Origin of the sequence: Brevundimonas bullata (assembly GCF_003350205.1) — a bacterium.
Classification (GTDB): domain Bacteria; phylum Pseudomonadota; class Alphaproteobacteria; order Caulobacterales; family Caulobacteraceae; genus Brevundimonas; species Brevundimonas bullata.
This window is the reverse complement of sequence record NZ_QLLC01000001.1, coordinates 181,485-203,726: the sequence shown is the minus strand read 5'-3', so window position 1 is coordinate 203,726 and position 22,242 is coordinate 181,485. Positions and strand designations below refer to the sequence as shown.

Annotated in this window: 27 protein-coding genes and 3 tRNA genes; 13 read left to right on the top strand and 17 right to left on the bottom strand. The window is 66.4% G+C overall.

Features of this window, described 5'->3' with window-relative positions:
* A partial coding sequence (locus DXK21_RS01060) for an OmpA family protein (protein ID WP_162790553.1) occupies positions 1-543 on the top strand: 543 nt, incomplete at its 5' end.
* 174 nt (positions 544-717) lie between these two features.
* Positions 718-2,037 carry a UDP-glucose dehydrogenase family protein gene (locus DXK21_RS01055; RefSeq protein WP_114815924.1) on the top strand — a complete coding sequence of 440 codons (1,320 nt, stop codon included), beginning with the start codon at positions 718-720 and terminating at the stop codon, positions 2,035-2,037.
* A gap of 67 nt (positions 2,038-2,104) precedes the next feature.
* Here DXK21_RS01055 and DXK21_RS01050 read toward each other — a convergent pair whose 3' ends face one another.
* Positions 2,105-2,779 (bottom strand): YiaD family glycine zipper/OmpA-like lipoprotein, encoded by a 675-nt coding sequence (locus DXK21_RS01050; protein ID WP_114815923.1) that lies wholly within the window; start codon positions 2,777-2,779, stop codon positions 2,105-2,107.
* Between the two features lie 207 nt (positions 2,780-2,986).
* Between DXK21_RS01050 and DXK21_RS01045 the strand changes: the two genes are divergently transcribed.
* Together DXK21_RS01045 and DXK21_RS01040 are read left to right on the top strand one after the other, a co-directional pair.
* Positions 2,987-3,406, top strand: coding sequence for an Hsp20 family protein (locus DXK21_RS01045; protein WP_114815922.1), 420 nt, complete (start codon positions 2,987-2,989; stop codon positions 3,404-3,406).
* A gap of 59 nt (positions 3,407-3,465) precedes the next feature.
* Positions 3,466-3,717 (top strand): DUF1150 family protein, encoded by a 252-nt coding sequence (locus tag DXK21_RS01040; protein ID WP_114815921.1) that lies wholly within the window; start codon positions 3,466-3,468, stop codon positions 3,715-3,717.
* 76 nt (positions 3,718-3,793) lie between these two features.
* Here DXK21_RS01040 and DXK21_RS01035 read toward each other — a convergent pair whose 3' ends face one another.
* The 11 genes from DXK21_RS01035 to rplU form a co-directional block, all read right to left on the bottom strand.
* Positions 3,794-4,258, bottom strand: a complete 465-nt coding sequence (locus DXK21_RS01035; protein WP_114815944.1) for a PTS sugar transporter subunit IIA — start codon at positions 4,256-4,258, stop codon at positions 3,794-3,796.
* A gap of 78 nt (positions 4,259-4,336) precedes the next feature.
* Positions 4,337-4,984, bottom strand: a complete 648-nt coding sequence (gene hpf, locus DXK21_RS01030; protein ID WP_114815920.1) for a ribosome hibernation-promoting factor, HPF/YfiA family — start codon at positions 4,982-4,984, stop codon at positions 4,337-4,339.
* A 76-nt stretch (positions 4,985-5,060) separates the two neighbouring features.
* Complete coding sequence (rpoN, locus tag DXK21_RS01025) at positions 5,061-6,572, bottom strand: RNA polymerase factor sigma-54 (protein WP_114815919.1); 1,512 nt, start codon at positions 6,570-6,572, stop codon at positions 5,061-5,063.
* 397 nt (positions 6,573-6,969) lie between these two features.
* On the bottom strand, positions 6,970-7,767 hold the full coding sequence (gene lptB, locus DXK21_RS01020) for an LPS export ABC transporter ATP-binding protein (RefSeq protein WP_114815918.1): 798 nt from the start codon (positions 7,765-7,767) through the stop codon (positions 6,970-6,972).
* Between the two features lie 6 nt (positions 7,768-7,773).
* Positions 7,774-8,256 carry an LptA/OstA family protein gene (locus DXK21_RS01015; protein WP_114815917.1) on the bottom strand — a complete coding sequence of 161 codons (483 nt, stop codon included), beginning with the start codon at positions 8,254-8,256 and terminating at the stop codon, positions 7,774-7,776.
* A complete protein-coding gene (gene lptC / locus DXK21_RS01010) occupies positions 8,253-8,915 on the bottom strand; it encodes an LPS export ABC transporter periplasmic protein LptC (RefSeq protein ID WP_114815916.1) in 663 nt (220 codons plus the stop codon). The genes DXK21_RS01015 and lptC overlap by 4 nt, the downstream gene beginning before the upstream one ends.
* An 8-nt stretch (positions 8,916-8,923) precedes the next feature.
* Positions 8,924-9,538 (bottom strand): ribonuclease D, encoded by a 615-nt coding sequence (locus DXK21_RS01005; protein ID WP_114815915.1) that lies wholly within the window; start codon positions 9,536-9,538, stop codon positions 8,924-8,926.
* 156 nt (positions 9,539-9,694) lie between these two features.
* Positions 9,695-9,781, bottom strand: a tRNA-Leu gene (locus DXK21_RS01000).
* 123 nt (positions 9,782-9,904) lie between these two features.
* Positions 9,905-10,438: a GNAT family N-acetyltransferase gene (locus DXK21_RS00995; RefSeq protein WP_114815914.1), complete on the bottom strand. Its 534-nt coding sequence runs from the start codon at positions 10,436-10,438 to the stop codon at positions 9,905-9,907.
* Between the two features lie 174 nt (positions 10,439-10,612).
* The gene (gene rpmA / locus DXK21_RS00990) at positions 10,613-10,900 is read right to left on the bottom strand and encodes a 50S ribosomal protein L27 (RefSeq protein WP_114815913.1); all 288 of its coding nucleotides are present in this window, start codon (positions 10,898-10,900) and stop codon (positions 10,613-10,615) included.
* Positions 10,901-10,997: 97 nt separating this feature from the next.
* A complete protein-coding gene (rplU, locus tag DXK21_RS00985; protein ID WP_114815912.1) occupies positions 10,998-11,477 on the bottom strand; it encodes a 50S ribosomal protein L21 in 480 nt (159 codons plus the stop codon).
* A gap of 275 nt (positions 11,478-11,752) precedes the next feature.
* On the opposite strand from rplU, the gene DXK21_RS00980 reads away from it, so the two are divergent.
* From DXK21_RS00980 to DXK21_RS00955, 6 genes are all read left to right on the top strand, one after another.
* Entirely contained in the window at positions 11,753-12,412 is a 660-nt protein-coding gene (locus DXK21_RS00980; RefSeq protein ID WP_114815911.1) for a hypothetical protein, read from the top strand.
* A gap of 97 nt (positions 12,413-12,509) precedes the next feature.
* A complete protein-coding gene (locus tag DXK21_RS00975) occupies positions 12,510-13,487 on the top strand; it encodes a cation diffusion facilitator family transporter (RefSeq protein WP_114815910.1) in 978 nt (325 codons plus the stop codon).
* Positions 13,488-13,672: 185 nt separating this feature from the next.
* A complete protein-coding gene (locus DXK21_RS00970) occupies positions 13,673-14,782 on the top strand; it encodes a CobW family GTP-binding protein (protein ID WP_114815909.1) in 1,110 nt (369 codons plus the stop codon).
* On the top strand, positions 14,779-14,991 hold the full coding sequence (locus DXK21_RS00965; protein ID WP_114815908.1) for a DUF2093 domain-containing protein: 213 nt from the start codon (positions 14,779-14,781) through the stop codon (positions 14,989-14,991). Before DXK21_RS00970 ends, DXK21_RS00965 begins: the two co-directional genes overlap by 4 nt.
* Positions 14,992-15,083: 92 nt before the next feature.
* A complete protein-coding gene (locus tag DXK21_RS00960) occupies positions 15,084-15,323 on the top strand; it encodes a ribbon-helix-helix domain-containing protein (protein ID WP_114815943.1) in 240 nt (79 codons plus the stop codon).
* A complete protein-coding gene (locus DXK21_RS00955; protein ID WP_114815907.1) occupies positions 15,320-15,637 on the top strand; it encodes a type II toxin-antitoxin system RelE/ParE family toxin in 318 nt (105 codons plus the stop codon). Before DXK21_RS00960 ends, DXK21_RS00955 begins: the two co-directional genes overlap by 4 nt.
* Before the next feature lie 37 nt (positions 15,638-15,674).
* Here DXK21_RS00955 and DXK21_RS00950 read toward each other — a convergent pair whose 3' ends face one another.
* A complete protein-coding gene (locus DXK21_RS00950) occupies positions 15,675-16,367 on the bottom strand; it encodes an alpha/beta fold hydrolase (protein WP_114815906.1) in 693 nt (230 codons plus the stop codon).
* 96 nt (positions 16,368-16,463) lie between these two features.
* Here DXK21_RS00950 and DXK21_RS00945 point away from each other — a divergent pair, with 96 nt between their 5' ends.
* The 3 genes from DXK21_RS00945 to DXK21_RS00935 all read left to right on the top strand — a co-directional run bounded on the left by DXK21_RS00945 (position 16,464) and on the right by DXK21_RS00935 (position 20,215).
* The gene (locus DXK21_RS00945; protein WP_114815905.1) at positions 16,464-17,429 is read left to right on the top strand and encodes a WD40 repeat domain-containing protein; all 966 of its coding nucleotides are present in this window, start codon (positions 16,464-16,466) and stop codon (positions 17,427-17,429) included.
* A gap of 40 nt (positions 17,430-17,469) precedes the next feature.
* Complete coding sequence (gene mtgA / locus DXK21_RS00940; RefSeq protein WP_114815904.1) at positions 17,470-18,174, top strand: monofunctional biosynthetic peptidoglycan transglycosylase; 705 nt, start codon at positions 17,470-17,472, stop codon at positions 18,172-18,174.
* A gap of 136 nt (positions 18,175-18,310) precedes the next feature.
* Positions 18,311-20,215 (top strand): TadE/TadG family type IV pilus assembly protein, encoded by a 1,905-nt coding sequence (locus DXK21_RS00935; protein ID WP_245945018.1) that lies wholly within the window; start codon positions 18,311-18,313, stop codon positions 20,213-20,215.
* A gap of 81 nt (positions 20,216-20,296) precedes the next feature.
* Here the strand turns inward: DXK21_RS00935 and DXK21_RS00930 are convergent, their stop codons facing one another.
* From DXK21_RS00930 to DXK21_RS00915, 4 genes are all read right to left on the bottom strand, one after another.
* Positions 20,297-21,208: an isopenicillin N synthase family dioxygenase gene (locus DXK21_RS00930; protein ID WP_114815941.1), complete on the bottom strand. Its 912-nt coding sequence runs from the start codon at positions 21,206-21,208 to the stop codon at positions 20,297-20,299.
* 176 nt (positions 21,209-21,384) lie between these two features.
* Positions 21,385-21,849: a thermonuclease family protein gene (locus DXK21_RS00925; protein WP_114815903.1), complete on the bottom strand. Its 465-nt coding sequence runs from the start codon at positions 21,847-21,849 to the stop codon at positions 21,385-21,387.
* Positions 21,850-21,942: 93 nt separating this feature from the next.
* A tRNA-Ala gene (locus tag DXK21_RS00920) sits at positions 21,943-22,018 on the bottom strand.
* Positions 22,019-22,098: 80 nt separating this feature from the next.
* Positions 22,099-22,174: transfer RNA gene (locus tag DXK21_RS00915), tRNA-Ala, on the bottom strand.
* Positions 22,175-22,242: the final 68 nt, after the last annotated feature.

Here is a 22,242-nt window from a genome sequence, read left to right as displayed (position 1 = left end):
TGGGCCGTTTCGGATCGCGCCAACATCGACCTGACCTACCGCTATCTGACCGGCGACGCCGCGTTTGATTCGACCGTGACCGGCACGGGCAATGTCCCGTTCGGCGAATGGTCGGGCGACTATGACCAGTCGCACACCGTGACCCTGGGTCTGCGTTACGCCTTCGGCGCCGAGCCGGCTGCTCCCCCGCCGCCTCCGGCCAAGCCGGCTGCGCGTCAGTTCGTGGTCTACTTCGACTGGGATCGCTCGGACCTGACGGCTGAAGCCCGTTCGGTGGTGACGCAAGCCGCCAACTACGCCAAGTCGGGCGCTCCGACCCGCGTCCTGATCGTCGGTTACACCGACACCTCGGGTTCGCCGGCCTACAACCTCGGCCTGTCCAACCGTCGTTCGCGCACCGTTGCGGACGCCCTGGTCGCCCAAGGCGTCAACGGCGGCGTGATCGCCCTCGACGGCAAGGGTGAAACCAACCTGGCCAAGCCGACGGCGGACGGCGTGCGTGAGCCGCTGAACCGTCGCGCCACCATCGACATCAACTTCTAAGGTTCAGAGGGATCGGTTTAGGCCGGTCCCGATGACCTCGAAGGTCGATAAGATTGAGGGCGGTCGATCCATTCGGGTCGGCCGCCCTTTTTCTTTGTTCATGATCTGGCCGACGACTGACAAACGTCATACTCGGTCGGTATCTCGCCCCGATTGCATCAAGAGGATGAGCGCATGCGCGTCGCAATGATCGGCACCGGCTATGTCGGGCTTGTTTCCGGGGCCTGTTTCGCCGACTTCGGCCATGTCGTGACCTGCGTCGACAAGGATGCGGCCAAGATCGACCAGTTGAACGCCGGGCGGATGCCCATCTTTGAACCGGGGCTTGAGGATCTGGTGGCCGCCAATGTCCGCGACGGCCGCCTGTCCTTTGCCCTGGACGGGGCTGAAGCGATTCGCGCGGCGGACGCGGTCTTCATCGCTGTCGGCACGCCGTCGCGACGCGGCGATGGTCACGCCGACCTGTCCTATGTCTATGCCGCCGCCGAAGAGATCGCTGACCTGATCAACGGCTTTACGGTCATCGTCACCAAGTCTACGGTTCCGGTCGGCACCGGCGACGAGATCGAGCGCATCATTCGCGCCCGCCGACCCGACGCAGATTTCGCCGTGGTCTCCAACCCCGAGTTTCTCCGCGAAGGCGCCGCCATTGGGGACTTCAAGCGCCCTGATCGCGTTGTCGTCGGCATCGAGGACGAACGGGCCCGCCCGGTCATGACCGAGCTCTACCGTCCGCTGAACCTCAACGAGACGCCGATCCTGTTCACCGGCCGTCGCACGTCGGAACTGACCAAATACGCCGCCAACGCCTTCCTGGCGCTGAAGATCACCTTCATCAACGAGATGGCCGATCTGTGCGAGAGCCTGGGCGCCGATGTGCAGCAGGTGGCGCGCGGCATTGGCCTGGACAATCGCATCGGGTCCAAATTCCTGCACGCCGGACCGGGCTACGGCGGCTCCTGCTTCCCCAAGGACACCCTGGCCCTGGTGCGCACGGCGACCGACGCCGGTTCGCCGCTGCGCCTGATCGAAACCACGGTCGAGGTGAACGACGCGCGCAAGAAGGCCATGGCGGATCGCGTTGCGCGGGCGCTGGGCGGCGAGGACCTCAAGGGCAAGACGGTCGCCTTGTTGGGCCTGACCTTCAAGCCCAACACCGACGACATGCGCGACGCCCCGTCGCTGGACGTGGCCCCGGCCCTGATGGCCATGGGCGCGACGGTCCAGGCCTTCGATCCCGAGGGCATGCATGAGGCGGCCAAGATATTGGACGGCGTCGTCTTCCGTGACGGCCCCTATGACGCGGTCGAGGGCGCCGATGTGGTGGTCATCATGACGGAGTGGGACCAGTTCCGGGCTCTGGATCTGGATCGGATCAAGCTGCTGCTGAAGCAGCCGGTCATGGTCGATCTGCGCAACGTTTATCGCCCAGAGGACATGAAGGCGCGCGGCTTCCGCTACAGCTCAATCGGTCGACCCGAGAGCGCTCGCTGAGCCCGAACGCAACAAAAAAGGGCGGCGCAGATGCGCCGCCCTTCATCATTTCAGCCGAAGCTGAAAATCAGCCCGTGAACGGACGGATCAGGATTTCGACGCGACGGTTCTTGGCCTTGCCCTCGACCGTGTTGTTGTCGCCAATCGGGTTGCGCGCGCTGTTGCCGGCGACATAGAGGCGTTCGCGGATCACGCCGTTGTTCATCAGATAGGCGGCGACCGAAGAGGCGCGGCGCTCCGACAGAGGCTGGTTGATGGCGTCGCCGCCCGAGGAATCCGTGTGGCCGATGACGTCGACCATCGAGCGATCATACTCGTTCAGCACCCGGGCAACATCGGCCAGGACGGGCAGGAAGCGGCTGTCGATCGAGGACTGGTTGGTGGCGAAGGTCACGTCGGACGGCATACGCAGCACCAGGGTGTCGCCCTGACGCGCCACGCCGACGCCGGTGCCGGACAGTTCGGCTTCCAGCGCGCGCTGCTGACGGTCCATGTACTGGCCGACGCCTGCGCCTGCCAGGGCGCCGACGCCGGCGCCGATCAGGGCGTTCTTACGGCCCTGTTCGCCGTTCGAGGTGTTGGTCAGATAGCCCAGAAGGGCGCCGCCCAGGGCGCCGGCGATGGCGCCCGTGCCGGTGTTGTTGCGGTTCGGGGCCGTGCTGTAGGGATCGGTCGTGGTGCAGGCGGTCGCGCCCAGAAGGGCGGCAAGGCTGATGCTGGCGACGGCGAGTTTGGCGCGCATGAAATTAGTCTCTCGATTTGCAGGAACTGGGGACAGAACGCGGCGCTACAGTGAAGGTTCCGACCTGTATGTCGCGTGAACAGCTGCGACATCGGGGGTTCCGGTTGACCACCCGGCGCGCCATGACCATTTGTAGTCTTACAGCCGGCGTCCTTGCCGCTTCAGGGAGGACGCGGACGGCTGAGGTCGCTTGTTTGCGAGGGCCCCATGACGACGCGCACCATCCTGTTTGACAGCCCCTTTCTACTGGGGTTCGACCACACCCGCGCCCTGATCGACCGCGCGGCCAAGGCGGCGGCCGAGAGCTATCCCCCCTATAATGTCGAGCAGGTCGGCGAGGCGGCGGTGCGCATCAGTCTGGCCGTGGCCGGCTTTGCCCCCGAGGAACTGGCCATCACCCTGGAGGGCCGCCAGCTGACGATCGCGGGCAAGCGCGACGACGCCGGCAAGGGCGAACAGGCCTTCCTACATCGCGGCATTGCAGCGCGCGGCTTTGTGCGCAGCTTTGTCCTGGCGGACGGGCTGGAGGTCGCCGAGGCGCGCCTCGAACACGGCCTGCTGCATGTGGACATGGTTCGTCCGGAGCAGGAGCGGCAGGTCCGCCGCATTCCCATCACGACGGGCTGAGCATGCCGTCGAACCGCCCGGCGCGCCGGGCGTTCAGTCAAGCGTAAGGAGGCGGTCCTATGACGCCGATGATGAACAAAAAAGACTTCGCCGGCCTCGGCGCCCCCGACCTCGTCTATGTGCGCGCGATCCGCGCGTCAGACGTGATGGCGGACGCCCACATCGAGGCTCCGGGCATCGAGATTGATCCCGAACAGATCCTCTATGCGGTTCACGGCGCCGACGGCGAACGGCTGGCGGTCATGCTGGATCGCGAGACGGCCTTCGCCGCCGCCGCCGCACACGAGCTGGAACCCGTCTCGGTTCACTGATTCTAGGTGCGCTACTTTCCATTCGGCCTGCCTGAGCGGGTCCGGCGCTATTGGCCTGTCTGCGTGCGCCGCTTGGTCAGGCGGCCGCGACAGGGGCGTCCTTGACGAACAGGGCGCGGACGGCGTCGACGGTGCGGGCCTGACGCAGGTGTTCGCGCAGGTGCGGCGACCGCATGGCGCGCGACACCGCCGCCAGGGCGCGCAGGTGTTCGGCGCCGGCGTTCAGCGGGGCGAAGAGGGCGAACAGCAGGTCGACCGGGCGATCATCGAGCGACTCATAGGCCACCGGCGTTTCAAGCCGCACGAAGACGGCGCAGACGCGGTCCAGACCCGCAACCCGGGCATGGGGCACGGCGACGCCGGACCCCAGTCCCGTCGAGCCCAGGGCTTCGCGTTCCAGCAGGGCGTCCAGCGCCCGGCCTTCGTCGATGCCCAGGGCGATGGAAGCGGCCTCGGCCACGGTATGAAGCGCCTGGCGCTTGGATGAGACGCCGCCCCGCAGGACGATCCCGCCCGACGACAGCAAATCAGCGATGTCCATGATGACCCCGAAGCTCAAACCCGACATTGCGGAAGGGCGGGCGTCTTCTAGCGCCTTCGCCCTCCGCGTGGAAGCGCCTTAAGATCCGGCGCCGTTTGTCGTCTTGAGCGTGCGCTCCGGGTCGATCCAGCCGACGTTGCCGTCCGGGCGGCGATAGACGACCGCCAGACCGCCATGGGCGGCGTTGCGGAACATGACGATCGGATAGCCGGTCATGTCCAGCTCCAGCACCGCACGGCCGACCGTGATGGTGCGGATCTCCGACTCGGTTTCGGCGATGACCATGCCCACGGGCGGGGGCTCATCAGGCGTACCAGCCTCACCGAAGGCGTCTTCGTCGACCGTTTCGGGATTGCGGAAGACGGTCATGGCGGCGACTTCACGCGCCGCGTCCTCGGTCTTCTCAGGCGACAGGCCCTTGGGACCGATGTGGTGATCCTTCAGGCGGCGCTTGTAGCGACGAACCCGCTTCTCCAGCTTGTCCAGGCTGTCTGAGAAGGCGGCCTGAGCGTCGCCGCCGAAGCCCGTGGTCACCAAGCTCTGGCCTGAGGCCAGGCGGACCCAGCAGTCGACGCGGAAGCCGTGGCGGTCCTTGGACACCACGACCTCGGCGTCATCGCCGCCACGGGCGAAGTACTTGCCGATTCCTTCTTCGAGTTCCTGGGAGATGCGCGAGCTTAGCGCTTCGCCGACATCCACTTGCTTGCCGCTGACTTGGATCTGCATAGGCATAGAACGCGACGGGTTGCGTTTGGTGTCAACGCCGATCACCGATTTGTGGTGACGCTTCGCCGCAGCGTGATCAGCCGGCCTTCATCAGGCGGCGGCGCTGGACAGAGGACGGAATTCTAAGGGCTTCCCGGTATTTGGCCACGGTGCGTCGGGCGATGTCGATGCCGGTTTCATTGAGGATCTCGACGATCCGGTCGTCGCTCAGCACGTCGCCGTCGGCGCCTTCGCTGTCGATCATGGCCTTGATCCGATGGCGGACGGCTTCGGCCGAGTGCAGGGCGCCGCCGTCTGACGACTGGATGGCGGCGGTGAAGAAGAATTTCAGCTCGAAAACCCCGCGGGGGGTCGAGACATACTTGTTGGAGGTGACGCGGCTGACTGTTGATTCGTGCATGCCGATGGCGTCGGCCACGGTCTTCAGGTTCAGCGGACGCAGGAACTCCACGCCGAAGGCCAGGAAGGCGTCCTGCTGGCGCACGATCTCGGAGCTGACCTTGAGGATGGTCTTGGCCCGCTGGTCCAGCGACTTGACCAGCCAACTGGCCTGGGCGGCGCATTCGGCCACGAAGGTCTTTTCGGTTTCGGATCGCGCGCCCGCCGCGACCACGCCGTGATAGCGCTTGTCCATCAGCAGGCGGGGCAGGGTCTCGCTGTTCAGTTCGACGCGCCAGCCGCCCGCCGGGTCGGGACGGACATGAACGTCGGGCACGACCGTCTGGGCCGGCTCGCCGCCGAAGCCGGCGCCGGGGCGCGGCGTCAGGCCCTTTAGCTCGGCGATCATCTCGTTCAGGTCTTCGGCGTCGACGCCGCAGACCTTGCGCAGGGCGGGCAGGTCGCGCCGCGCCAGCAGCTCCAGATTGTCGAGCAGGGCTTCCATGGCCGGGTCGAAGCGGTTGCGTTCGACCAGTTGCAGCTTCAGGCATTCGGGGGCCGATCGGGCCATGACCCCGGTCGGCTCGAAGCCGTGGCAGACGGCCAGGACCGCCTCGATTCGCGCCAGATCGACGCCCAGGCGGTCAGCGAATTCCTGAAGCTCGCCGCGCAGGTAGCCGCCCTCGTCGGTGGCGTCGATCAGGGTCAGGGCGATGGCGTGTTCGGCGGGGCTGAACCCCGCGGACGAGGCCTGGGCCTGAAGATGCTCCCACAGGGTGGCGTCGCGCGTGTCGGGGCGCTCCATGTCCTCGCCGTCCATGCCGCCGCCGGCGCCGGCGCGCGACCAGTCGGACAGGCCGGGCTGCTCGCCTTCGCCCGCGTCGCGCTTGCGGTCGGCGTCGCGTTCGCCGGGGGCGTCGTCGTAGAGATCCTCGGTGCGCGCATCCATGGCGTGCTCGGCGTCGCCCGACGGCTCGGTGAACTGCAGTTCGCCGGCCTCGCCCGAGGCGGCGGCTTCCGCGGGTTCGGCGGGGCCGTCTCCGCCTTGGTCGCCCTCGTCGCGTTGCAGCAGAGGGTTCTTTTCCAGCTCGGCCTCGACGTAGGCTTCCAGTTCGAGATTCGACAGCTGCAGCAGCTTGATCGCCTGCTGCAGCTGGGGCGTGATGACCAGCCCCTGACCCTGTCTGACCTCAAGCCTCTGACCGATCACGTCGTTTCAATCCCTCCCGCGAGCCTGTGGCCCGGTTCTTGCTGGGATCGTGAGGCAGAGAGTTTAACGTCGGGTGAGCGCCGCAGCCGATGGCCTGTGGCGCGTGGTCTGCGAGGCCGCGGCATTGCACCGCGCCAAGAAAAAACAGTGCAATTGGCGCCATCGGCGGCGCGCGGGCGACCGCCAGGGATACGTGGACGGCCGGGCTGAACGGCGGTCTCGGCGTGGGGCGGGCGAAGGCGGCGGGGGACGATGTCAAAGACCGGACGCTGATCCTAGTCGATCCCAAAGCCCTGCGACCTATAGGAGCGCGAGCCAGCGTCCGTCCCTTGCCGGGCAAGGGATTGCGCGGACGGATTGTGATGCCTGAGGCGAGGCGGGCGTGCGATCCTCGGCGTCAGCCGAACATTTCACCCAGATAGACGCGGCGGACCTCGGGGTCGCGAACGGCCTCGTCCGCCGTGCCTTCGAACAGGACCGAGCCGGCCGAGATGATCGAGACGCGGTCGATGATGTCCAGGGTCTCGCGAACGTTGTGGTCGGTGATCAGCACGCCGATGCCCTGGCTCGACAGGTAGCCGATCACGTGACGGATGTCGGCGATGGCCAAGGGGTCGATGCCGGCGAAGGGTTCGTCCAGCAACATGAAGCTGGGCCGGGCGGCCAGGGCGCGGGCGATCTCGACGCGGCGACGCTCGCCGCCCGACAGGCCGGTGGCCGGGGCCAGGCGCAGATGGTCGATGCGCAGCTCTTCCAGCAGGCGGGTCGTCTCGTCGCGGACGCCGGCGGCGGTCTTCTGATGCAGTTCGACAACGGCCTTGATGTTCTGCTCGACCGTCATGCCGCGGAAGATGGAGGCTTCCTGCGCCAGATAGCCCAGACCCATGCGGGCGCGCTGGTACATGGGCTGCTGGGTGATCTCTTCGCCGTCCAGCCAGATCGAGCCGCTGTCGGCCGGGATCAGGCCGGTGATCATGTAGAAGCAGGTGGTCTTGCCCGCCCCGTTGGGACCGAGCAGGCCGCAGACCTCGCCGCGCTGGACGGTCAGGGACACGTCCTTGACCACCTGACGCTGGCCGAAGCTGCGGGCGATGTGCTCGACGCGCAGGCCGGTGTGGCGCGCCTCTTCAGCGGCGGGCGCGTCGTCGGCGTCCGCCTGATCGAGGTTGAGGGCTGAGAGTTCCTTGCGCGCCAAGCGGGGTCAGTTCCCTTGCGGATAGAAGACGCCCTGGACGCGGCCGTTTCCGCCTTCCATGCGGGCGCTCTCGGTGCGGACATTATAGACGAGGCGGTTGCCGGTCAGGACGTTCTTGCCCTGGGTCAGGATGACGTCGCCCGTCACCACGACCTCGGCGTTGCCGAGGGTGTAGACGGCGCGGTCGCCGCGCATGCTCTGATCCGGGGTGACGAAATAGACATTGCCGGTGGCCTCGACCCGGCTGAGGTCGCCGTTGGCCGTGACCCCGGTGATGGCGTCGGCGCGCAGGCGGTTGCCGCCCTGGGTCAGTTCGGCCCGGCCGCGCAGGGCAAAGCCGTTGGGCGTATATTCGCCGCCGTCGGCGCCGTACTGGACCGGCTGCTTGGAGGCGTCAGCACGGCTTTGCGCCCCTGATGCTGCGGGGACCGTCAGGGCCAGCAGCAGGGCGGCGCCTGCGATCATGGTGTTCGACTTGGACATGGTCATTTGCCGGATCCCGCGGGGTTGATGGTCCCGCTTATCTTGTTGTCGCCCTGGCCGCTGAAGACGACCCGCTGGCCTTGATCATAGATGGCATAGGACGAAGCGTTTATGGTTCCAAGAGGGCCTTGCCCCTGGACGCCCTTGTCGCCTGTCACCACGCCGGTGTTGGTGTCGACCACGGCTTCCGGCGTGGTCAGGACGAAGCCGGAGCCGCCGTCCGAAATTTTCACGTTCGGCCCGATCACCACCTTGCGCTGGGTCTCGATATAGGTGCCGCCGTCCGCCGTCAGTTCTGTCGTCTTGCGACCGCCCAGGTTCAGGCGGAGCAGGGGGCCGACCAGGCGGAAATAGCCGGTGGACGGATCGCGGATCGCGCCCTGGGCCCCGATGACGAAGGAGCGGCCTTGCGCGTCCTGGCCGTGGAACATGGGGTTGTCGAGGCGGATCTCGCGGCTTTCGCTGGCCTTGCGCTCGACCCCCGACATGACGGTGCGGAACACGGTCCAGGTCAGGGCGCCGCCCGCCAGCATCAGGATGAGGATGGGCAGGACACGGCGGTAAAGCTTGACCCGGCGCGAGCGCGCGCGCCAGCGCTCGCCCGCCTGGGCGACCCGGGCCTCGTCGGCGCGCTTGCGCGCTTCCTGGGCGTCGCGGTCGCTCATGCGCGTCCTCAGGCGTGGGCGAAGATGTCGATCTCGTCCCAACCGGCCAGGTCGAGACGCGAACGCGTGGGCAGGAAGTCGAAGCAGGCGCGGGCCAGCTCGGCGCGGCCTTCGCGCTCCAGCATGGCGTCCAGCTTCGCCTTGATGGCGTGCAGGTAGAGAACGTCCGAGGCGGCGTAGTCGAGCTGGGCCTGCGACAGGACCGGCGAACCCCAGTCCGAGCTCTGCTGGGCCTTGGACATGTCCACCCCGGCCAGTTCGCGCGCCACGTCCTTCAGGCCGTGACGGTCGGTATAGGTGCGGGCCAGCTTGGAGGCGATCTTGGTGCAATAGACCGGGCGGGTCTCGACGCCGAGGTGCAGGTCGAACATGCCGATGTCGAAGCGGCCGAAGTGGAAGAGCTTCAGCACCTTGGGATCGGCCAGAAGCCGCTTCAGGTTGGGGCAGTCATAGTCGGGGCGGCTCAGCCGCACGACATGGGCGTCGCCGTCGCCCGACGACAGTTGCACCACGCACAGCGGGTCGCGACGGAAGCGCAGGCCCATGGTCTCGGAATCGATCGCGACCTCGGGGCCGAGGTCGAGGCCGTCGGGCAGGTCGCCTTCGTGCAGGTAAACGGTCATGCTCAGAAACTCGGGTGGTCGATCAGGGCGACAACATAGACGAACCGCGCGCTATCGCTAGGACGCAGCGCCAACCTTCGCCGTCATGGATGATGAAAGCAGGGCTGAAATGACAAACGGCGCCGTATCCGTGGGATACGACGCCGCTTGAGAATGTGGTGCCCAGGAGAGGACTCGAACCTCCACGGCCGTTAAGCCACTGGCACCTGAAGCCAGCGCGTCTACCAATTCCGCCACCTGGGCCCGGTGGGTCGCCCCGCCGAGGCCCGGACTAATAGGGGGGAGCTCGGGGCCGGTCAACAGGCTTTTTTCCGATCTCGGAAAAAACTGCACTGTTGACCAAACTCACGTGAAATCAGCGTTCTATCACGCCAGCCAGACCATCATCCGCGTGTCGGCGATCTCGCCGCGCGCCCGGCTGAAGGCGCGGCGGGTCTCGCCCGTATAGAGGAAGCCGGCCTTTTCCAGCACGCGGCCGGAGGCGGGGTTGTCGGCGAAGTGGCCGGCCATCAGGGCGCGGCGCTTCCAGCGCTTGGAGGCCCAGACCAGGGCGCCTTCCAGGGCCTCGGTGGCGAAACCCCGGCCCCAGAAGTCGCGACCGATCCAGTAGCCGGTCTCGGGCACCTTATCCTCGTTCTCGAACAGGCCGATGACGCCGACCGGCCCCAGGTCCTCGTGCTCGATGACGAAGGTGTTGGCGCGCTTGGGATCCTGGGCGGCGACGTGCAGGACGAAGTCCTCGGCGTCTTCCACCTGGAAGGGGTGGGGCATGCGCTGGGTCATGCGCGCGATGTCGCGGTCGTTGGCCATGGCCGCAATGCGGCGGACGTCCTGGGCGCCGGGCGCACGCAGGATGAGACGCCGGGTTTCGACGACGGGAGAGGTTTCAATCACGCACATGGGTCACGCCCCTTTGGTGCGACCGCCGTCCTTGTTCATCAGGGCTCGGGCGGTCAGCGAGGCGGGGAAACGCAAACGGGGAGCCTGGTGATCCAGACTCCCCGCGGAATATTTCCCTGGTCCGGATCGCGGCTTCTAAGAGCAACGCGATCCCGGATTTTGGTCCAGTTCGCGTTACTCGGCGGCCATAGCCTGAGCGTCGTCGTTGGCCGCGGCGAGAATCGACACGTAACAACGGCCACCACGTTTGGTGGTGAACTTCACAGCGCCGGTCGCCGTGGCGAACAGGGTGTGGTCGCGGCCCAGGCCGACGTTGTCGCCCGGGTGGAAGGTGGTGCCGCGCTGACGCACGAGGATGTTGCCGGCCAGCACGTGCTCGCCGCCATACTTCTTCACGCCAAGGCGCTTGGAGTGAGAGTCGCGACCGTTACGCGACGAACCGCCGGATTTCTTATGAGCCATCTTGCTGCTCCTCTTCTTGGGGCGCTACCGGCCATTCGGCCTATTTGAGCGCACCCTGACGATCTGGTCTGGCGCTGATCCAGCGCCGGCGAATACCTTAGGCTTCGGCGCCTTCAGCCTTGGCGGTTTTCTTGGCGGGAGCCTTCTTGGCCGGAGCAGCCTCGGCTTCAACAGCTTCGACGCGCGGGGCGAGGCCACGGGCGCGAGCGTTGATTTCAGCCTTGGTCATCAGGTCGACCGTGCCGTCCCATTTGGCTTTCTCGCCGGCGCCTTCGATGCCGGTGATGCGCAGGACGGTTTCCATCTGACGATGGCCGTTCGTGCGGCGATAGCCCTGACGACGGGTCTTCTTGAAGATCTTGATCTTCTCGCCCTTGCGGGTTTCGACCAGGGTTGCAGCAACCGCCGCACCGTCGATCAGCGGAGCGCCGACCGTCACACCCTTGTCGCCGCCCAGCATGAGGACTTCACCGAAATTGACGGCAGCGCCAGCGTCGCCGTCGAGTTTCTCGACAACAATCACATCGCCCGGTTGGACCCGGTACTGCTTTCCGCCGGTCTTGATCACCGCGTACATTTGGAAGCCTCAGCGTGAACGCAAAAAAGAATGCGCCCGTCAGGAAACCCTGCGGGCGAAGAGCGGCGACATATACGGAAGGGCGAGCCAGAGTCAACGCGAAAGGGCGGCCTTCGGGGCTAAAACCCGTGCGCAGGCGGCGTTGCAGCGGCGATGTGGCCTGATTTGTCGCTGTTTCGCAATAGGAAGAACGCCCGCGTAAGGGAGGGGATTTGCGGCGGATTCGTTCAATCGCGCTCTCGACCGTTACAAAGTAACAGTATAAAGGGGCCGGAATGTCGCCGCCCGATCTCCAACAGCCCGTCCTGATTTCCCTGCTGGGCGGGGGATTCGTCGCGGCCTTCCTGCATGCGGCCATGCCGACCCACTGGCTGCCCTTTGTTCTGGTGGGCCGGGCGCAGCGGTGGAGCCTGATGCGGGTCATGACGGTCGCGGTGACGGCGGGGCTGGCTCACATCGCCTCGACGGCCCTGGTCGGGTCGCTGATCGTGGCGGCGGGGCTGGCGTTGAACGCCTGGATCGGCGGCCTGCTGCCCCACCTGTCGGCGGCCCTGCTGTTTATCTTCGGCGCCTTTTATCTGGCGCGGGCCTCCTTGCAGAAGCCGATCACGGCGACGGGGCCTGAGGCCGAGGTTCCCGAGCCCGCCGTGTCGGACCGCGCCGCCTTCTGGGGGCTGGTGCTGATGATGGCGGTGACGCCGGGCGAGGTGCTGCTGCCCATCTATCTGTCGTCGGCGACCGAGGGCGTCGCGGCCCTGGGCCTGCTGACCCTCAGCTTTGCGGCGGGGACGGTGCTGGGCATGACCTTGCTGTCCGCCCTGGCCAGCGCCGGATACTCCATCCTGCGGCTGGAGCGCTGGGCGCGCTATGAGGGCGCCATTCTCGGGATCTCCCTGATCGTCATCGGCCTGCTGGTGATGACCCATCAGCACTAGGTCCGATCACTGGCTGCTGATAGGTTATATATTTACATTCAATGACTTATGTTCGTTGTCGTTGACGCGGAGCGGCGGGCGGGCCTACAGGGGTTGCATGGCGCACGATCACGCACACGACCACGATCATTCCCACGCGGGCCACGACCATTCGGGTCATGACCATGACCATGGCCACGGCCATTCCCACGGCATCGGCGGGCATCATCATGGACCGGTGGATACGGGCGATTGGCGCTACGCCGTCGGTCTGATCGTCAACCTGGCCTTTGTGGTCTGCGAGTTCGGGGCCGGGGTCTGGGCCGATTCAGCGGCGCTGATGGCCGATGCGGGCCACAACCTGTCCGATGTTCTGGGGCTGGCCATGGCCGGGGGCGCGGCCTGGCTGGCGCGGCGCGCGGCGGGGCCCAAGCGGACCTACGGCTTTGGCAAGGCGACGGTGCTGGCGGCCCTGGGCAACGCCCTGCTGCTGATCTTCGCCTGTGGCGCCATTGCCTTCGAGGCCGTGCGGCGGCTGGCCGAGCCTGCGCCCGTCCAGTCCAGCGTCATCATGGTGGTGGCGGGCATCGGCTTCTTCATCAACCTGGGCACGGCCCTGCTGTTCATGAAGGACCAGCACAAGGACCTGAACGTGCGCGGGGCCTATCTGCATATGATGGCCGACGCCGCCGTGTCGCTGGGCGTGGTCATCGCCGGGGCGGTGATCCTGTTGACCGGCTGGGCCGTGATCGACGCCCTGGTCAGCCTGGCCATCGTCGCCGTCATCATGATCGGGACCTGGGGCCTGTTGAAGGATTCGGTCAACCTGGCGCTGGACGCCGCGCCGAGCGGCGTCGAGGTGGCCGAGGTCCGCGCCGCCTTCCTGGCTCTGCCGGGCGTCAGCGCGGTGCACGACCTGCACATCTGGGGGCTGTCGACCACGGACACGGCCCTGACGGCGCATCTGGTCCACGACCGGCCCGACGCCGACGCGCTTCTGGTCGAGGCGCAGGCCGTGGCCCGCAGCCGTTTCGGCGTCAGCCACACGACCTTCCAGTTGGAAAGCAGCGCCTTGCCGGATTGTCCGGCCTGCTGAGTTCACGCTTTCCTCCCCATTCCATGGGGAGGTGGCGCGGCGGCGAAGCCGACGTGACGGAGGGGGCGACTCCCCGTCAGCCGTCTGCGCCGCCCCCTCCACCGCTACGCGGTCCCCCTCCCCACAAGTGGGGAGGAAAGCGCGCACCCTTTTCTTTCTTCTCTTGAAGCTCCATCTAGCCGCCCATGACCCAGAAGACTCCCGTCACCGTCCTCACCGGCTACCTCGGCGCCGGCAAGACCACCCTGTTGAACCGCATCCTCACCGAGGATCACGGCAAGCGTTACGCCGTGATCGTCAACGAGTTCGGCGAGATCGGCATCGACAACGACCTGGTGGTCGGCGCCGACGAGGACGTGTTCGAGATGAACAACGGCTGCGTCTGCTGCACGGTGCGCGGCGACCTGATCCGCGTGGTTTCGGGCCTGATGAAGCGTCAGCGTCCGGGCAAGCCCGCCTTTGACGCCATCATCGTCGAGACCACGGGTCTGGCCGACCCCGGCCCGGTGGCCCAGACCTTCTTCGTCGACGAGGAGGTCAAGGCCAAGACCCAGTTGGACAGCGTCACCGCCCTGGTCGACGCCAAGCACGTCATGGCGCGTCTGGACGATTCCAAGGAAGCGCGCGAGCAGGTGGCGTTTGCCGACCGCATCATCCTGAACAAGGTCGATCTGGCGACGGACGAGGAGCTGGCCGCCGTCGAGCGCCGTCTGCGCGCCCTGAACCCGCTGGCCCCGATCATTCGCGCCGAGCGCGCCAATGTGCCGCTGGATCAGATTCTGGGCCTGCACGGCTTTGATCTGGAGCGCATCGTCGAGGTCCGCCCTGACTTCGTGAACCCGCCCCACGGCGCCGAGGGCCACGTTCACGACGCCGACTGCGGGCACGGGCATGACCATGGTCACGACCATGTTCATGACGAGCACTGCGGCCATGACCACGACCATGGACATGATCACGATCATCACGACCACGGCCCGCGCGGTCACGCCCACAACGACGACATCAAGGGCATCTCGCTGACGCTGGATCGCCCGCTGAACGGCGCCAAGTTCACCGCCTGGCTGGACAAGCTGCTGGGTGAGCAGGGCCAGAACATCCTGCGCGCCAAGGGCATCATCGACGTGGACGGCGAGGACCGGCGTCTGGTCTTCCAGGCCGTGCACATGATCCTGGAAGGCGACCTGCAGAAGCCCTGGGGCGAGAAGGAACGCCGCTGGAGCCGCGCCGTCTTCATCGGCCGCGATCTCGACGAGGCCGCGCTCAAGGCCGGGTTCGAGGCCTGCGCGGCATGAACCCGCCCCCTCGCGCGCGGGTCGAGGCCAAGGTGATCTACGGCACGCCCGAGTTCGAGATCGTCAAGGGCGGCGACCACGTCGTCTGCGCCGTCTCGGGCGCGGTCATTCCGCTGGACATGCTGAACTACTGGAGCGTCGAACTGCAGGAGGCCTACGCCTCGGGCGCGCTGATGACCCAGCGCTGGGTCGAGACGCACAAGGGCTGAGGCGCTTTCCTTATGACCGTCATCCGCACGAAGGCAGCGATGACGGCGGAAGGGTATGTTGCCATTTTTTGCCATCGGCGTAGGCTTTGCCCATGAGCACGATGAACATCTCGCTTCCCGATCCGATGAAGACCTTCGTGGACGAACAGGTCGAGGCGCGCGGTTATGGCTCTTCCAGCGAGTATGTCCGCGATCTGATCCGCAAGGACGGCGATCGGCAGAGACTGAGGGGCCTGCTGTTGGGCGGGGCGGAATCCAGCCCGGCCGAACCCGCCGACGCGGCCTACTTCGACACCCTACGGGCGCGCATCAAGGGCCGTCGCTCCGCGTGAAGATCAAGGTCGTCCTCCCGCGCGAGCAGGCGGCGCGCGACATCGACCAGGCCTTGGACCACTATCTCACGACGGCGGGTGAGGTTGTCGCCAGCGCTTTCGTCGATGCGCTTGAAGACGCCCTGGATCATGTGGCCCGGCATCCCGCCTCTGGTTCGGCCCGCTATGCTCATGAGCTTGATCTGCCGGAGCTGCGGTTCTGGCGCGTTCGCGGCTATCCCTACCTGCTCTTCTATGTGGAACGTGAAGACCGGATCGACCTGTGGCGGGTTCTGCATGGCGAGCGCGACCTGCCGGTCTGGATGCGGGAATGATCCAGGAAAGGTGGGGCCGAGGTCCTCTGACCGTCGCCTAGGACGTCGGGAGTTTGGATAGCCACTCCGTCATCACGCGCGCCAAGGCCTTGGGCTGTTCCAGCGGGATCATGTGGCCGCTGTCGGGGATATGAACCAGCGTCGAGCCGGCGATGCCTCGATGCAGTTCCTCGGCCTCATCCGGCCCGCGCAGGCGGTCGGCGTCGGCGGCGATGATCAGGGTCGGCTGGGTGATCTCGTCCAGTCGGTCCAGGTCGCCGGCGCGGGCCATGGCTGACTGGCGATGGAAGACCTCGCCGCCGAGCCTCAGGCCCATGTCGCGGACGCGGGTGATCATGGCCTCGTCGGTCGCCAGATCGGGATGCAGGGACGAGACGATGGCCGGGCGGCTCAAGCCCTTGAATGACTTTGGCGCCGCCTTCAAGGCGGAGCGGCGCTGGCGGATCAGCTCTTCGGTGTCGCCGCGCGCCGAAGTGGCGATCAGGATGAGGGCGCTGACCCGCTCCGGCGCGATCCGCGCCAGTTCGCGCGCCACATAGCCGCCCATGGAAAAGCCGACGGCGATGAAGGTGTCGGGCGCGTCGCTGAGGAGGGCGGCGGCCATGCTCTCGATGTCTTCGCCGCGGCTCAGGTCGGTCGCGACCAGCGGCCCGAACGGGGCCAGGTCGGCGGTCAGGGCGTCCCACAGGGTCGCGTCGGCCATGAAGCCGGGAATGAGCAGCAGGGTCATGGGGAACTCTATAGGCCCGCGTCGGCCAGCGCGCGACAGACGCGACGCGGGGCGCTATGAGGCGCGTCTGACTTTTCTCTCTGCCTGCGAGCCGACATGACTGCCTTCTCCTTCGACGCCCAGGTCACCGCCGCCCTGTTCGACAAGACGGGCGCGATCTTCGCCCTGGGCGACGGCTCGGTGCGGTTCGAGAACGGCGCCCGCAGCGAGGTCCATGACGGCGCCATCCTGTGCGCCGCCGTCCACCCCTCGGGCGAGGGCGTCGTCACCGGCGGCGACGACGGCAAGGTGGTGTGGAGCCGCGAGGGCGAGGCCGTGCTGCTGGCCACCGCCAAGGGTCAATGGATCGATTCCATCGCCGCCTCGCCGGCCTCCGGCCTGATCGCCTTTTCCGCGGGGCGCACCCTGTCGGTGATCGATGTGAAGGACGTGAGCTTCCGCCGCGACTTTCAGCACGAACGCACCGTATCTGGCGTGGCCTTTGACCCCAAGGGACGGCGCATCGCCACCGCCACCTATGGCGGGGCGGCCCTGTGGTACGCGCGCATCGAGCAGCAGCAGCCGGTCAAGCTGGCCTGGGCCGGGTCGCACCTGGCGGTGGCCTTCTCGCCCGACGGCGCCTTCGTCGTCACCTCGATGCAGGACGCGCAACTGCACGGCTGGCGGCTGAAGGATCAGAAGAACATGCGGATGGGCGGCTATCCGACCAAGGTGAAGAGCTTCGCCTTCATGGCCAAGGGTCAGCTGCTGGCGACCTCGGGGGCGCAGGGCGTGGTGTTGTGGCCCTTCATCGGCGCCAATGGCCCGATGGGGCGCGAGGCGACCGAGATCGGCTTTGACGAGACGACCCTGATCGCCCACGTCGCCGCCGCCGAACAGCATGGGCGACTGGCCGCAGGTCTGGAAGACGGCCGGGTCTGGTGGGCCGATCCGGCGGGGCAGGGGCTGGCTTTCATCAAGGAAGACAAGGGCGCGCCCATCGTCGCCCTGGCCATGAGCGCGGGTTCGGCCCGCATCGCCTGGGCCGACGAAGACGGTCAGGCGGGCGTGGTCTCGCTGTAATCTCGCTTGCGCTGACGCTTGAGCCCGGCAGGATGGCGGCATGACCCGTGCGAAGACCCGCAAGCGGCGCCCGCTGCTGACCCTGCTGCTGATCCTGGCTCTGATCCCGATCGGCGGGGTGGTGCTGCATCGCTTCGTGCCGCCGCTGTTCACCATCCTGATGATCCAGCAGGCGGCGGCGGGGCAGGGCATGGACTATCGCTGGCGCTCGCTGGACCATATCTCGCCGCGTCTGGTCGAGGCGGTGATCGCCGCCGAGGACGCGCGCTTCTGTCAGCACCACGGCTTTGACGTCGAGGCCATCCAGAAGGCGATGGAGGCCAACGAACGCGCCGAACAGCGCGGCTCGGACAAGCGGCGCGGCGCCTCAACCATCAGCCAGCAGACGGCCAAGAACGTCTTCCTCTGGCCCAGCCGCGACTGGGTGAGGAAGGGTCTGGAGGTCGGCTACACCGGCCTGATCGAGGCCGTCTGGGGCAAGCGGCGGATCATGGAGATGTATCTGAACGTCGCCGAATGGGCGCCGGGCGTCTATGGCGCCGAGGCCGCCTCGCGTCACTGGTTCAACAAGAGCGCCGAGAACCTGACGGCGCGCGAGGCCGCTCGCCTGGCCGCCATCCTGCCCAGCCCGCGCCGTTATCGGGCCGCCGATCCCGGCCCCTATGTCCGCCGTCGGGCCAGCCGCATCCAGGCCGCCATGGGCACGGTGCGTCAGCAGGGGCTGGACGCCTGCGTTGATCGCTAGGGCCTGATATTCGCTCTAAGGCGGCGTTAACCGTCGCCGTAGAGGCATCCCTTAACCGAAATCCGTCACGGTTCGCCGAAATGCGGACCTGCGTCCGCCGACGATTCCAGGTGGGGCCGACACGGTGAAGAACGGTTTGAGCCGACTGACGGGTGCGACGCGTCGCTTCGCGGCGCGCTTCATGGCAGGCACGCGCGGCAATGTGGCGATGATGTTCGCCCTGGCCCTGCCGGTGCTGCTGATGATCACCCTGGGCGCCATCGACATCCACCAGGCGTCAAAGGTCAGGGCTAATCTGCAGGACGCCCTGGACGCCGCCGCCCTGGCCGCCGCCCGGACCCCGTTCACCGAAGACGCTGATCTCAACAAGGCTGGCCTGGCCGCGCTGAAGGCCAATATGCCTTCCTATTTCGAGACGGACGAGAACGGCAAGTTGCTTCGGGACTCCGCGAACTTCAGGCTGGATGGAAACACCATCATCGCCACGGCGAAGGTTCAGGTGAAGGTGCTGGTCGCCAACATCGTCCTGCCGCCCTACGGGACCCTGATGGACGATCGCCTGCCGGTCGGCAGCTCCTCTGAAGTCTTGCGCGCGTCGCGCAACGTCGAGGTGGCGCTGGTTCTGGACATCACCGGTTCGATGGCAGGTTCGGCGCTCACCAGCCTGAAGAAGGCCGCCAAGGAGTTGGTCGCCATCGTGGTTCAGAAAGAGCAGTCTCCCTTTACTACTCGAGTCGCTCTCGTGCCCTACTCGATGGGCGTCAACCTGGGCAACTACGCTAACAGCGTGCGCGGACCGCTGAAAGGAACCACGGACATCAGCGCTGTTGGTTGGGCAGACCCGGCTAAGTCGATTTCGCAAATCTCGTCGGGCGTCTTTACCGCGAGCAATCACGGCTTAGCGGTGAACGATTACGTGTGGATCAGCGACGTCAGCAACGCCTCCTACGGGCTGAACAATCGTATTCATCGGGTGTCGTCTGTGAGCGGCAATACGTTCCAGCTCTCCAGCTATTCTGGGGGCGGAAGCAAGAATAGCGGCACAGTTCGTCGTTGCTGGACGACGACCTGCGAAGTGGTCGTCACTTCCGAAAACCATACCCTCTCAACCGGTGATTGGGTGAAGATCTCTGGCGTCCGGGGCATGACCACTCTCAACGGCGCCTATTTCCAAGTCGCCAAGATTTCAGAGCATCAGTTCAGCGTCGGCCTTAGAGGGCCGGACCAATCAACCTACAGTGGCGGAGGTGCGGTTCAGTGCGGCTATGACGGCTGTCGGGAGCGGTATTTTATCGGTCGGAACAGCACGACGGCGGTGAGAATGCTCCCATCCAGCACCTGCGTCAGCGAACGCCTGTGGACCGTTAAGAACGCGAGCGGAGATCTGGTCCCAACTGATCGTACGCCTGACTCGAACAACTGGGTCGGTCGTAACTATCCTCACTCCGACAATCGTTGCCTGACCAACCAGGTTACGCCCCTTACGCACTTGGCCGAAACCAAGAATGGGGTCACAGGGCTGAACGACCTTATCGACGCCTATCAAGCGGTCGGCTCCACGGCGGGTCAGATCGGCATCGAATGGGGCTGGTATGCGGTGTCGCCGAACTTTAGCTCTATTTGGCCGGCGGCGAGCGCGCCAAACGTCTACGAGCCTTCCAAGACCTTGAAGGCGGTCGTTCTGATGACGGATGGCGAGTTCAACAACCCCTATTGTCAGGGGGTGATTTCCAAGGATGCGCCGACCAATGGGGCGGGCAACACCAATTATCAGATCAATTGCAGCGCACCGAACGGCACGCCCTTCGCGCAATCTGTGGCCCTGTGCGATGCGATGAAGAAGGAAGGCGTCGTTGTCTATACTGTCGGCTTCAATCTGAGCACCGCCACGGGCGGAAATGGCATCGACACCGCGCGCGAGGTCATGGGGGCATGCGCGACGAGCGCGGCTCACGCCTTTACGCCGAACAAGAACACAGACCTGTCCGAGGCTTTCCAGGCCATTGGCCGCGACATCACCCGGCTGCGCATCGCACGCTGACGCGGCGACAGGCGGACCAGCAAAAAGGGCCGGCGGATCGCTCCGTCGGCCCTTTCCTTGTTCTGGGGATGCGTCTTCCGCCTAGATCAGGCGGATTTCCTTGAGGCGCTCCATCAGGAAGTCCTCGGCCAGGATGGTCTTGCCGGCGTAGCGGTCCGGGTTTTCCGGGGTGATGGTCGAGGGCAGGGTCTTGATCGGGAAGTCCGGGTTGAAGTGCAGGAAGAAGGGCGTCGAGTAGCGGGCGAAGCCGCGACGCTCAGGCGCGGGATTGACCACGCGGTGCGTCGTCGACGGCAGGACGTGGTTGACCAGGCGCTGCAGCATGTCGCCGATGTTGACCACCAGGGCGCCCGGCGGCGGGGCGATGTCCAGCCATTCGCCGTCGGCGTCCTTCAACTGCAGCCCGGCTTCTTCGGCGCCCAGCAGCAGGGTGATGACGTTGATGTCCTCATGGGCGCCGGCGCGCACGCCGGGCGCATCGGCGGGGACCGGCGGATAGTGCAGCATGCGCAGGACGCTGTTGCCCAGTTGGACCTTGTCCTCGAAATAGTCGTCGCCCAGCTTCATGTAGCGGGCGATGGCCTTGAGGATCTTGCGGCCCAGCTGATCCAGGGCTTCGAACATCCCATAGAGGTGGGCCTGGAAGCCCTCGATCTCGGTCGGCCAGACGTTGTCGCGCATGTATTGGCGATAGGGATGGCCCTCGGGCAGTTCGCGGCCGACGTGCCAGAACTCCTTCAGGTCCACGGCGGCGGCGCCCTTGGCGGCTTCGACGCCGAAGGGGGTCAGGCCGCGCGCGCCGCCCGTGCCGGGCTGGTGATACTGGCGCTTCACGTCTTCGGGCAGGGCGAAGAAGGCCTTGGCGTCGGCGAGGGCGGCGTCGATGGTCGCCTGGTCCAGACCGTGGTCGGCGATGACGGCGAAGCCGTAGCGGGCGAACGAGGCGCCGAGGGCGTCGGAGAAGGCCTGGAAGTCGGCGTCATAGCCCTGCATCGACACGGGGACGATGGCGCGGGTCTTGGTCTTGTCCTCGGCGGAGGAGGCGGCCAGCGGGGCCGGGGATTGCGATGAGCTCACGGGCGATAGTGCCTCTGAATGGAAATATGGCGGCTTCCATACGCCCTATCCTCGAAAAAGGGCAGTCCGGCGCCGCTCGGCCCTCGGCGGCCTCAGGCGCAGATCGGCGTCTCGCGGTTGTAGCGGGGCCAGATGACGGTCGTGCCGCTGCGGATCATGGCGCAGTTGACCTCTGTCCCCTCCGGCGTCCAGCAGATGGCGGTGACGCGGTCGTAGCTGCGGCCGGTGGTGCGGCAGGCCAGGTCCCGGCCCTCGGTCAGACGTTTCAGCATCCGGGTGGCCGAAACGGCCGAGGCGGCGGGGCAGGGGTGGCCGGGCGAGCAGGTCTCGTCCTTCTCGCGCGCCGCGACCGCGTGCAGGCGGATACGGGCGCCGTCCTGGCATCTCAGGCTGTCGCCGTCGTGGACATAGGCGACCCGGCACGACAGGTCGGCCTCGGCGGGCGGCGTCGCGGGTGAAGGCGCGGCCGCGAGCCGGTCGTCGAGCGCGCCGCCGTTCAGCCAGACGGCCAGCAGCACGATCAGGACAAGGGCGGCGGCGAAGGTCTGGAAACGCATACTGACGCCGGGACTAGAGGGGCGTCGGTTAATGCGGCGTCACCGGGCGCTGAAATGGACAAAGGCCCCGCGGGGGTTCCGCGAGGCCTTTGATGGTGGAGCTTAGCGGAGTCGAACCGCTGACCTCTTGCATGCCATGCAAGCGCTCTACCAACTGAGCTAAAGCCCCGTGCCTTGCGGCCTGGGTATGGCCCGGCGGACCGGGGTAGAATGGACGAAGGCCCCGCGGGATGTCCGCGAGGCCTTCGATGGTGGAGCTTAGCGGAGTCGAACCGCTGACCTCTTGCATGCCATGCAAGCGCTCTACCAACTGAGCTAAAGCCCCGAACCTTTCGGTCGGCCTCGCCGGAGATTGTGGTCCCCAGCGAGGGGCGGAAACTATGTCAGGCCTTT

Bases quoted from the DNA above. Each gene is read 5' to 3' on its own strand.
- DXK21_RS01005 (WP_114815915.1), bottom strand. From the start codon at position 9,538: ATGACCGTTTACCTGCACGAAGGCGACCTGCCCGACGGCCTCGACCTC.
- DXK21_RS00970 (WP_114815909.1), top strand. From the start codon at position 13,673: ATGACCCAGAAGACTCCCGTCACCGTCCTCACCGGCTACCTCGGCGCC.
- DXK21_RS00960 (WP_114815943.1), top strand. From the start codon at position 15,084: ATGAGCACGATGAACATCTCGCTTCCCGATCCGATGAAGACCTTCGTG.
- DXK21_RS01035 (WP_114815944.1), bottom strand. From the start codon at position 4,258: ATGGACATCGCTGATTTGCTGTCGTCGGGCGGGATCGTCCTGCGGGGC.
- DXK21_RS00980 (WP_114815911.1), top strand. From the start codon at position 11,753: ATGTCGCCGCCCGATCTCCAACAGCCCGTCCTGATTTCCCTGCTGGGC.
- DXK21_RS00930 (WP_114815941.1), bottom strand. From the start codon at position 21,208: ATGCAGGGCTATGACGCCGACTTCCAGGCCTTCTCCGACGCCCTCGGC.
- DXK21_RS00945 (WP_114815905.1), top strand. From the start codon at position 16,464: ATGACTGCCTTCTCCTTCGACGCCCAGGTCACCGCCGCCCTGTTCGAC.
- DXK21_RS01055 (WP_114815924.1), top strand. From the start codon at position 718: ATGCGCGTCGCAATGATCGGCACCGGCTATGTCGGGCTTGTTTCCGGG.
- mtgA (WP_114815904.1), top strand. From the start codon at position 17,470: ATGACCCGTGCGAAGACCCGCAAGCGGCGCCCGCTGCTGACCCTGCTG.
- DXK21_RS00950 (WP_114815906.1), bottom strand. From the start codon at position 16,367: ATGACCCTGCTGCTCATTCCCGGCTTCATGGCCGACGCGACCCTGTGG.
- DXK21_RS00975 (WP_114815910.1), top strand. From the start codon at position 12,510: ATGGCGCACGATCACGCACACGACCACGATCATTCCCACGCGGGCCAC.
- DXK21_RS01040 (WP_114815921.1), top strand. From the start codon at position 3,466: ATGACGCCGATGATGAACAAAAAAGACTTCGCCGGCCTCGGCGCCCCC.
- DXK21_RS01050 (WP_114815923.1), bottom strand. From the start codon at position 2,779: ATGCGCGCCAAACTCGCCGTCGCCAGCATCAGCCTTGCCGCCCTTCTG.
- DXK21_RS00965 (WP_114815908.1), top strand. From the start codon at position 14,779: ATGAACCCGCCCCCTCGCGCGCGGGTCGAGGCCAAGGTGATCTACGGC.
- hpf (WP_114815920.1), bottom strand. From the start codon at position 4,984: ATGCAGATCCAAGTCAGCGGCAAGCAAGTGGATGTCGGCGAAGCGCTA.
- lptC (WP_114815916.1), bottom strand. From the start codon at position 8,915: ATGAGCGACCGCGACGCCCAGGAAGCGCGCAAGCGCGCCGACGAGGCC.
- DXK21_RS01045 (WP_114815922.1), top strand. From the start codon at position 2,987: ATGACGACGCGCACCATCCTGTTTGACAGCCCCTTTCTACTGGGGTTC.
- DXK21_RS01015 (WP_114815917.1), bottom strand. From the start codon at position 8,256: ATGACCATGTCCAAGTCGAACACCATGATCGCAGGCGCCGCCCTGCTG.
- DXK21_RS00995 (WP_114815914.1), bottom strand. From the start codon at position 10,438: ATGTGCGTGATTGAAACCTCTCCCGTCGTCGAAACCCGGCGTCTCATC.
- rplU (WP_114815912.1), bottom strand. From the start codon at position 11,477: ATGTACGCGGTGATCAAGACCGGCGGAAAGCAGTACCGGGTCCAACCG.
- DXK21_RS00925 (WP_114815903.1), bottom strand. From the start codon at position 21,849: ATGCGTTTCCAGACCTTCGCCGCCGCCCTTGTCCTGATCGTGCTGCTG.
- rpmA (WP_114815913.1), bottom strand. From the start codon at position 10,900: ATGGCTCATAAGAAATCCGGCGGTTCGTCGCGTAACGGTCGCGACTCT.